The organism is Pseudomonas sp. YNh, assembly GCF_037993085.1.
In the GTDB taxonomy this organism is placed as follows: domain Bacteria; phylum Pseudomonadota; class Gammaproteobacteria; order Pseudomonadales; family Pseudomonadaceae; genus Aquipseudomonas; species Aquipseudomonas putida.
In genome coordinates this window covers 38,074-47,103 of record NZ_JBBMRJ010000038.1, presented here as the reverse complement: position 1 = coordinate 47,103, position 9,030 = coordinate 38,074, and the positions used below count along the sequence as shown (strand labels likewise).

Sequence of the window (9,030 nt, the reverse complement as noted above, 5' to 3'; positions counted from 1 at the left end):
CTATGTTCAAAGCAGCTAGACAATGTAGGCGAGTCCATACATAGGAGCGGCCTTGTGCCGCGAATGGGCTGCGCAGCAGCCCGGCGATTTCTGCGGTGAAGCTCAAATCCTGGGGCCGCTACGCCGCCCATTCGCGGCGCAAGGCCGCTCCTACAGGGGGGCGCGGCGAGTTAATCAGTACTCCCAGAAAATCCGCTGCAGCTCTTTGCTGTCCTGGGTCTTGGTCATGGCGACCATCGCCAGAATCCGCGCCTTCTGCGGGTTCAGGTCGTGGGCCACGACCCAGTCGTTCTTGTCATCCGGCTGTTCGGCGTTGCGCAGCACGAAACCACCCTGGTTGACGTGCGACGAGCGGATGATCTGCACGCCGTTCTTGCGCAGTTCCTGCAACGCCGGCACCACCCGCGACGACACCGAACCGTTGCCGGTACCGGCATGGATCAGCGCCTTGGCACCGTTCTGCGCCAGCGCCTTGTAGGCGGTGTCGGTCACGTTGCCATAGCCATAGGCAATGTCCACCTGTGGCAGGCTGCTGATCTGCTTGATGTCGAACTCGGAATTGACCGTGTGGCGCTTGGCCGGCAGGCGGAACCAGTAGGATTTGCCTTCCACCACCATGCCCATCGGGCCCCAGGCGCTCTTGAAGGCTTCGGTCTTGATGTTGACCGACTTGCTCACGTCACGGCCCGACTGGATCTCGTCGTTCATGGTCACCAGCACGCCCTTGCCGCGCGACTGCTTGTCGCCGGCCACGGCCACGGCGTTGTACAGGTTGAGCATGCCGTCGGCAGACATGGCGGTGCCCGGGCGCATAGAGCCGACCACCACGATTGGCTTGTCGGTCTTTTCCACCAGGTTGAGGAAGTAGGCGGTTTCTTCGAGGGTGTCGGTGCCGTGGGTAATGACGATGCCGTCGACGTCCTTGCTCTCGGCCAGTTCGGCAACCCGCTTGCCGAGCTTGAGCAAGTCCTCGTTGGTGATACTTTCAGAGGCGATCTGCATCACTTGCTCGCCGCGTACGTTGGCGATGTCGGCCAGTTCCGGCACGCCGGCAATCAGCTTGTCGATGCCCAGCTTGGCAGCCTGGTAGGTGGCGCTGTTGGCCGCGCTGGCGCCTGCGCCGGCAATGGTGCCGCCAGTGGCGAGGATGACCACGTTGGCCAGCTTCTGCTGGTTTTCGGCTTCTTTGGCAGAGGCGGTGGTTGGCAGGATCAGCAGCAGGGCGAGTGCGCTGGGGGCGAAGGTTTTAAGTGCGGCATTCATCGTTATTGTTCTCTCTCTTCCTAGTGAGATAGTTATTGAGTCGCGCAGGGCTTCAGGCATGTTTCGTACCAGCTTGCGCGGAGGCTCTTTGTGTGGGAGCGGCCTTGCGTTGCGATGGGGTGCGCAGCGGCCCCGGAATGCTGTGTTCAGCACACATTGCCGGGGCTGCTGCGCAGACCATCGCGACACAGGGCCGCTGCTGCAAAGGGCATCCTTTCATTCGTAATTCCGAACAAGCATAGGAAAAGGTGTTCGGTTTTCCGGAAAAATCTGGATAATCGGCACAGCAGTGCTTTGACCTCCGAAATCAAACGGATTTGACAAACCCCGGTCCTGTTTCCATAGTTAGTCAACGCAAACGTTTGCGATCCGATAAAAAACACAAGATTCGGAGTCATCGTCCATGAAACTGCCGTTCCCCGGTCGTCTGCTGGCCCTCGCTGTCGTTTCCTCCCTTTCCCTCGCCCTGCCATTGTCTGCCGCCCATGCCGAAGACAAGCCCAAGGTCGCCCTGGTGATGAAGTCACTGGCCAACGAATTCTTCCGCACCATGGAAGACGGCGCCAAGGACTACCAGAAAACCCACGCCAACGAATTCGACCTGGTCGCCAACGGCATCAAGAACGAGACCGACACTGGCGAACAGATCCGCATCGTCGAGCAGATGGTCAATTCCGGCGCCAAGGCGCTGGTGATTGCCCCGGCTGATTCCAAGGCGCTGGTGTCGGTAGTGAAGAAGGCCATGGACCAGGGCGTGGTGGTGATCAACATCGACAACCGCCTGGACCCTGATCTGCTCAAGAGCAAAGGCATCAGCGTGCCGTTCGTTGGCCCCGACAACCGCAAGGGCGCGCGCCTGGTGGGCGACTACCTGGCCAACGAGAAGCTCAAGGCCGGCGACCAGGTGGGCATCATCGAAGGGGTGCCGACCACCACCAACGCCCAGCAGCGCACCGCCGGCTTCAAGGACGCCATGGATGCCGCGCAGATGAAAATCGTCTCGGTACAAAGCGGCAATTGGGAAATCGACAAAGGCAACGCCGTCGCCGCCGCCATGCTCAACGAATACCCCGAGCTGAAAGCCTTGCTGGCCGGCAACGACAGCATGGCGCTGGGCGCCGTGTCTGCCGTGCGCGCCGCCGGCAAGACCGGCCAGGTGCAAGTGGTGGGTTATGACAACATCAACGCCATCAAGCCGATGCTTGCCGATGGTCGCGTGCTTGCCACCCTCGATCAGGCCGCCAGCCAGCAGGCGGTGTACGGCATCCAGGCTGCGCTGAAAATGGTCAAGGGCGAGAAGCCTGACGTGGATGCCGACAACGTCATCCAGACCCCGGTCGAACTCATCACCAAGAAGCCCTGACGCTGCCAGGAGAAACGGCCATGGCTGCATCGGCCCATGAAGTGGTGCTGTCCGCCAGCGGGCTGGGCAAGACCTACGCCCAGCCCGTGCTCGGCGAGGTCAGCCTGAGCCTGCGGGCCGGCGAAGTGCTGGCCCTGACCGGCGAGAACGGCGCGGGCAAGAGTACGCTGTCCAAGCTCATTAGCGGCCTGGAGGTGCCCACCAGCGGGCGCATGACCTACCGCGGCCAAGCCTATGCGCCTGCCAGCCGCAGCGAGGCCGAGCGCCTGGGTGTGCGCATGGTCATGCAGGAGCTGAACCTGCTGCCGACGCTGACCGTGGCGGAAAACCTGTTTCTCGACAACCTGCCCAGCCGTTTCGGCTGGATCAGCCACAAGCGCCTGCGCCAGCTGGCCACCGCCGCCATGGCGCAGGTAGGGCTCGATGCCATCGACCCGGATACCCCGGTGGGCGAACTGGGCATTGGCCATCAGCAGATGGTCGAGATTGCCCGCAACCTGATCGGCGACTGCCATGTGCTGATCTTCGATGAGCCCACCGCGATGCTCACCGCGCGTGAGGTGGAGCTGCTGTTCACCCAGATCGAGCGCCTGCGCAAGCGTGGCGTGGCCATCGTCTACATTTCCCACCGCCTGGAAGAACTGCAGCGTGTTGCACAGCGCATCGTCGTGCTGCGCGACGGCAAGCTGGTGTGCGACGAGCCAATCCAGCGCTACAGCAGTGCCGAACTGGTCAACCTGATGGTCGGCCGCGAGCTGGGCGAGCATATCGACCTGCGCCGCCGGCAGATCGGCGCGCCGTTGCTCAAGGTCGACAAGCTCAGCCGTGCTGACAAGGTGCGCGAGGTGTCGTTTGAGGTCAGGGCAGGGGAGATCTTCGGCATTTCCGGCCTGATTGGTGCCGGCCGTACCGAGCTGTTGCGGCTGATCTACGGCGCCGACCGTGCCGACAGTGGCAGCATCGCGCTCGGCCAACCACTACAAACCGTCACCATCGACTCGCCCAAGGCTGCCGTAAAGGCGGGTATCGCGCTGATTACCGAAGACCGCAAAGGCGAGGGCCTGCTGTTGACGCAGTCGATCAGCGCCAACATCGCCTTGGGCAACCTGGGCGCGGTGTCACGCGCTGGCGTGCTTGACGGCCAGGCAGAGCAGGCCTTGGCCGAGCGCCAGATCCAGGCCATGCGCATTCGCAGTGCCGGCGCCCACCAGGTTGTGGGCGAGCTGTCTGGCGGCAACCAGCAGAAGGTGGTGATTGGCCGCTGGCTGGAGCGCGACTGCCAGGTGCTGCTGTTCGACGAGCCCACCCGAGGCATCGACGTGGGTGCCAAGTTCGACATCTATGGCCTGCTGGCCGAACTGGCGCGCCAGGGCAAGGCGCTGGTGGTGGTGTCCAGCGACCTGCGCGAGCTGATGCTGATCTGCGACCGCATCGCCGTGCTGTCGGCCGGTCGCCTGATCGACACCTTCGAGCGTGATCATTGGAGCCAGGACCAGCTGCTGGCCGCAGCCTTTGCCGGTTATCAGAAACGTGACGCACTGCTGCACGATGCAGCCCCCAGGATGGACGCATGAAAACCACCCCGCTCGATAGCCAAGGCGCCGCCCCTGTGCGCCGCAGTGGCACCTACTTTGGCCCGGGCACCTACCTGGGCCTGGCTGGCGCCTTGCTGGCGATGATTGTGTTGTTCTCGTTCCTCAGCAGCCACTTCTGGTCTTACAACACCTTCAGTACCTTGGCCAACCAGATCCCCGACCTGATGGTGCTGGCGGTGGGCATGACCTTTGTGCTGATCATTGGCGGCATCGACCTGTCGGTGGGCTCGGTGCTGGCCCTGGCGGCTTCTGCCGTGAGTGTGGCCATCCTCGGCTGGGGCTGGGACCCGCTGCCGTCGGCGCTGTTGGGCATGGCCGTGGCCGCACTGGCCGGCAGCATTACCGGCGGCGTTACGGTGGCCTGGCGTATTCCGTCGTTCATCGTCTCGCTTGGCGTGCTGGAAATGGCCCGCGGCCTGGCCTACCAGTTCACCGACTCGCGCACTGCCTATATCGGCGATGCCTATGCGTGGTTTTCCAACCCGGTTGCCTTTGGTATTTCGCCAGCGTTCATCATTGCCTTGCTGGTGATCGTACTGGCCCATCTGGTGCTGACCCGCACGGTGTTCGGCCGCTACCTGATCGGCATCGGTACCAATGAAGAGGCGGTGCGCCTGGCAGGTATCGACCCGCGCCCGTACAAAGTGCTGGTGTTCGCCCTGATGGGGCTGCTGGCAGGCCTGGCCGCGCTTTTTCAGATATCGCGCCTGGAGGCGGCCGACCCCAATGCCGGCTCCGGCCTGGAGCTGCAGGTGATCGCCGCCGTGGTGATCGGCGGCACCAGCCTGATGGGCGGGCGTGGCTCGGTCATCAGCACCTTCTTTGGCGTACTGATCATCTCGGTACTGGCCGCCGGGCTGGCGCAGATTGGCGCCAGCGAGCCGACCAAACGCATCATCACCGGGGCGGTGATCGTCATCGCCGTGGTGCTCGACACTTACCGCAGCCGGCGTGCAGCCCGGCGGAACTGACCATATGGCAACCATCAAAGACGTCGCGGCACTGGCAGGCATTTCCTACACCACCGTGTCCCATGTACTGAACAAGACCCGACCGGTGAGCGAACACGTGCGGCAGAAGGTTGAAGCCGCCATTATCGAGCTGGACTACGTGCCCAGCGCGGTGGCGCGTTCACTGAAGGCGCGCAGCACGGCCACCATCGGCCTGTTGGTGCCCAACAGCGTCAACCCGTACTTCGCCGAGCTGGCGCGGGGCATTGAAGACGCGTGTGAGCGCAACGGCTACTGTGTGATTTTGTGCAACTCCGATGACAACCCACAGAAGCAGCGCAGTTACCTGCGCGTGCTGCTGGAAAAGCGCATCGACGGCCTGGTGGTGGCCTCGGTGGGCCAGGACAGCGACCTGCTGCAAAGCCTGGCCTGCGTGCGCACGCCGATGGTTATCGTCGACCGTGAACTGGAAGGCGTGGATGCCGACCTGGTGCGCATCGACCACGAACACGGCGCCTACCTGGCCACTCAGCATCTGCTGGAGCTTGGCCACCGCGATGTCGCCTACATTGGCGGCCCGGCAGAAACCGGGGTTACCCAGTTGCGTCTGAACGGCTTCCGCCGCGCCATGGCCGAAGCCGGCGTGCCGGTGCTGGGCAGCCGTGTGCTGCACTGCGACTTCACCAGCCCGGGTGGGCACGCAGCAGCGGCGCAGGTGCTGGAGGGTAAACGGCCCACGGCGATTTTTGCCGGCAACGACATGATCGGTTTCGGCGTGCTGCGTGCTGCGGCCGAACGCAATATCAGCGTGCCCGGCGAGCTGTCGGTGATCGGCTTCGACGACATCGAGCTGAGCCGCTACGTGTATCCGCCGTTGACCACCGTGGGCCAGTCGATTCGCGAGCTGGGCGAGAGCGCCGCCTCACTGTTGCTGACACGTATAGGAACACCCCGGCAAGGCGCGGCGGAGCAACGCATTGTGGCCCCGCGCATCGTGCTGCGTGAGTCCACCGGGCCGCGCCCGGACTTGTTCAACGATTACCGCTAACGCTAAGGAAACGTCATGAATGCCAAGGTTGTGGTGGTCGGCAGCCTCAATATGGACCTGGTGGCCCGCGCCCAGCGCCTGCCCCGGGCCGGCGAAACACTCCCCGGCGAAAGCTTTTTCACCGTGCCGGGCGGCAAAGGCGCCAACCAGGCCGTGGCGGTGGCGCGGCTCGGCGGCAGCGTGGCGATGATCGGCAACGTGGGTGACGATGACTATGGTCGGCAACTGCACCGGGCCCTGTATGTCGAGGGCATCGACTGCCAGGGCGTCAGCACCTGCCCAGGGGTGTCCAGCGGTGTGGCACTGATTACCGTGGATGCTGCCAGCCAGAACTGCATCGTCATCATTCCTGGCGGCAACGGCCTGCTGACGCCGCAGTCGGTACAGCGCTTTGATGCGTTGCTGCAGGCGGCCGAGGTGGTCATCTGCCAGCTGGAAGTACCGGCCGACACCGTGGCCTGGACCCTGACGAGGGCGCATGAACTGGGCAAACAGGTGATCCTGAACCCGGCGCCGGCCACCGGCCCCTTGCCGGCGGACTGGTTTGCGCGCATCGATTACCTCACGCCTAACGAAAGCGAGGCCGAAGCCCTGACCGGGGTCCCGGTGACCGACCAGGACAGCGCCCGGCGCGCCGGTGAGCGCCTGCTGCAGCTGGGGGCGGGCAAAGTGATCATCACCTTGGGCGCGCAAGGGGCCTTGCTGGTGACTGCCAAGGGCCACCAGCACTTCCCGGCGCCTGTGGTGCAACCGCTGGACACCACTGCTGCTGGCGATACCTTCATTGGCGGCTTTGCTGCCGGGCTGGTTCGGGGGCTGGAGGAGGGCGAGGCCATTGCCTTTGGCCAGCGTGCCGCGGCCTTGTCGGTTACCCGTGCCGGTGCCCAGCCGTCCATTCCCTACCTGGCGGAGCTGACACCATGAAGAAAACCCCCTTGCTGAACGTTGCCCTGTCGCGGGTCATTGCCGGCATGGGGCATGGCGATATCCTGGTGATCGGCGATGCCGGGCTGCCGGTGCCGCCGGGCGTGGAAATGATCGACCTTGCCATCACGCCCGGTCTGCCGGATTTCGCCAGTGTGTTGCGGGTAGTGCTGAGCGAGTTGCAGGTAGAGCGGCATGTGCTGGCTGAAGAAATGCAGAAAGTGGTGCCGCCGGCGCTGGTAGAGATCGAGCGGTTGAAGGGCAAGCTGGGCAAGCGCGAATGGCTGAGCCATGAAGATTTCAAGGTGCTGTCGCGCAGTGCCCGCGCGGTGGTGCGTACCGGTGAGTGCCAGCCCTACAGCAACATCGCCCTCATCTCCGGCGTCACTTTCTGAACGCGGGGCTTTGCCCCCGATCGCCGGCATGCCAGCTCCCACAGGGGTGCCGCGCTGTACCTGTGGGAGCTGGCTTGCCGGCGATTGGGCAGCAGCGCGGCCCCGGAACCCTCTACCCAGGCAACAGGAGTGCCCCTATGCTCAAACCCCTGCTACAAGGAATCGCCTTCATGGCCACAGCCACCACCCTCCAGGCGGCCCCCATCGACTTGATCATAGACACCGACCCCGGCGCCGACGACGTGGTCGCGCTGTTCCTGGCCATGGCCTCGCCTGACGAGCTCAATATCCGTGCCATCACCACCGTGGCCGGCAACGTGCGTCTGGATAAAACCTCGCGCAACGCCCGCCTGGCCCGCGAATGGGCGGGCCGCGAAGACATTCCTGTGTATGCCGGCGCCGGCCGCCCACTGGTGCGTACACCGATCTACGCCGCCGACGTTCATGGCGAAGAAGGCCTTACCGGTGTGCAGGTGCACGAGCCGAAAGCGGCCCTGGCCCAGGGTAATGCCGTGCAATACCTGGTCGATACCCTCGGCGCAGCCAAACCGCACAGCATCACCGTCGCCATGCTCGGCCCGCAGACCAATCTGGCCCTGGCATTGATCCAGCGCCCGGGCATCGCCCAGGGCATCAGGGAGGTGGTGGTCATGGGCGGCGCCCACTTCAATGGCGGCAACATCACCCCGGCAGCAGAATTCAACCTCTACGCAGACCCGCACGCCGCCGAAGTGGTCCTGGCCAGCGGTGTACCACCCACCTACCTGCCGCTGGACGTCACCCACAAGCTGCTGACCAGCGACGCCCGCCTGAAACAACTGGCAGCCGTGAACAATCAGGCCAGCAAGCGCGTGGTCGATATCCTCAATGCCTACATCACCCACGACATGGACCTGTACGGCATGCCCGGGGGCCCGGTGCATGACGCCAGCGTCATTGCCTACCTGTTGAAGCCTGAGCTGTTCAGCGGCCGACGCATCCATATGAGCATCGACAGCCGTGAAGGCCCGACCTTCGGCCAGACCATTGCCGACTGGTACGGCGTACTCAAGCAGCCGGCGAATGTGCTGTGGGTGGAGCAGGGCGATGCCCAGGGGCTGTTCGACCTGCTCAGCGCACGTCTGGCGCGATTGGAATAGCCGCATGCGGCGCGTAGCGCTCGAACACCTGGTCGATGAAGCTGCGTGCAGCCTCGGCGCCGTTGTCCCGTACCAACAGGTCGATGGCGATCAACAGCAATTCTTCCGGTGTGCCAGGGCTGTACGCGCTCTGGCCCTCGGCCCATTTGACCTTGATGTCGGCATCGATGCTGTGGGTACTCATGAAAAGCTCTCGCTGGGGGCCCGGAACGAAGGGGGAGCACCTGACCCTGGTGCTCGATGGAGGCGGGATGCGCTCCACTTCTTGCAGCAAATCATGGCTTTGCGCCAGTGACCGTGCGCGCTAAGCATATGGCAAACGCAGGGGGTTGTGCAAAATCCGGTCACGATTG

9 protein-coding genes are annotated in these 9,030 nt (G+C 63.9%); 7 read left to right on the top strand and 2 right to left on the bottom strand.

The features are described 5' to 3' along the window. Positions 1-174 precede the first annotated feature (174 nt). A complete protein-coding gene (locus tag WF331_RS26525) occupies positions 175-1,263 on the bottom strand; it encodes an asparaginase (RefSeq protein WP_016499003.1) in 1,089 nt (362 codons plus the stop codon). 403 nt (positions 1,264-1,666) lie between these two features. Here WF331_RS26525 and WF331_RS26520 point away from each other — a divergent pair, with 403 nt between their 5' ends. The 7 genes from WF331_RS26520 (at position 1,667) to WF331_RS26490 (ending at position 8,677) form a co-directional block, all read left to right on the top strand. After that, on the top strand, positions 1,667-2,626 hold the full coding sequence (locus WF331_RS26520; RefSeq protein WP_016499004.1) for a sugar ABC transporter substrate-binding protein: 960 nt from the start codon (positions 1,667-1,669) through the stop codon (positions 2,624-2,626). Between the two features lie 20 nt (positions 2,627-2,646). After that, positions 2,647-4,200 carry a sugar ABC transporter ATP-binding protein gene (locus tag WF331_RS26515; RefSeq protein ID WP_340623468.1) on the top strand — a complete coding sequence of 518 codons (1,554 nt, stop codon included), beginning with the start codon at positions 2,647-2,649 and terminating at the stop codon, positions 4,198-4,200. Then, positions 4,197-5,192, top strand: coding sequence for an ABC transporter permease (locus WF331_RS26510; RefSeq protein WP_340623467.1), 996 nt, complete (start codon positions 4,197-4,199; stop codon positions 5,190-5,192). The genes WF331_RS26515 and WF331_RS26510 overlap by 4 nt, the downstream gene beginning before the upstream one ends. A gap of 4 nt (positions 5,193-5,196) precedes the next feature. Then, positions 5,197-6,219 (top strand): LacI family DNA-binding transcriptional regulator, encoded by a 1,023-nt coding sequence (locus tag WF331_RS26505; protein WP_016499007.1) that lies wholly within the window; start codon positions 5,197-5,199, stop codon positions 6,217-6,219. 15 nt (positions 6,220-6,234) lie between these two features. Next, positions 6,235-7,143 (top strand): ribokinase, encoded by a 909-nt coding sequence (gene rbsK / locus WF331_RS26500; RefSeq protein ID WP_049274716.1) that lies wholly within the window; start codon positions 6,235-6,237, stop codon positions 7,141-7,143. Further along, positions 7,140-7,538 (top strand): D-ribose pyranase, encoded by a 399-nt coding sequence (gene rbsD / locus WF331_RS26495; RefSeq protein ID WP_043199736.1) that lies wholly within the window; start codon positions 7,140-7,142, stop codon positions 7,536-7,538. The genes rbsK and rbsD overlap by 4 nt, the downstream gene beginning before the upstream one ends. Before the next feature lie 137 nt (positions 7,539-7,675). Further along, a complete protein-coding gene (locus WF331_RS26490) occupies positions 7,676-8,677 on the top strand; it encodes a nucleoside hydrolase (RefSeq protein WP_340623466.1) in 1,002 nt (333 codons plus the stop codon). On the opposite strand, the gene WF331_RS26485 is transcribed toward WF331_RS26490, so the two are convergent. Further along, the gene (locus WF331_RS26485) at positions 8,649-8,861 is read right to left on the bottom strand and encodes a hypothetical protein (protein ID WP_016499011.1); all 213 of its coding nucleotides are present in this window, start codon (positions 8,859-8,861) and stop codon (positions 8,649-8,651) included. The two genes, WF331_RS26490 and WF331_RS26485, sit on opposite strands and share 29 nt — an antisense overlap. Positions 8,862-9,030 lie beyond the last annotated feature (169 nt).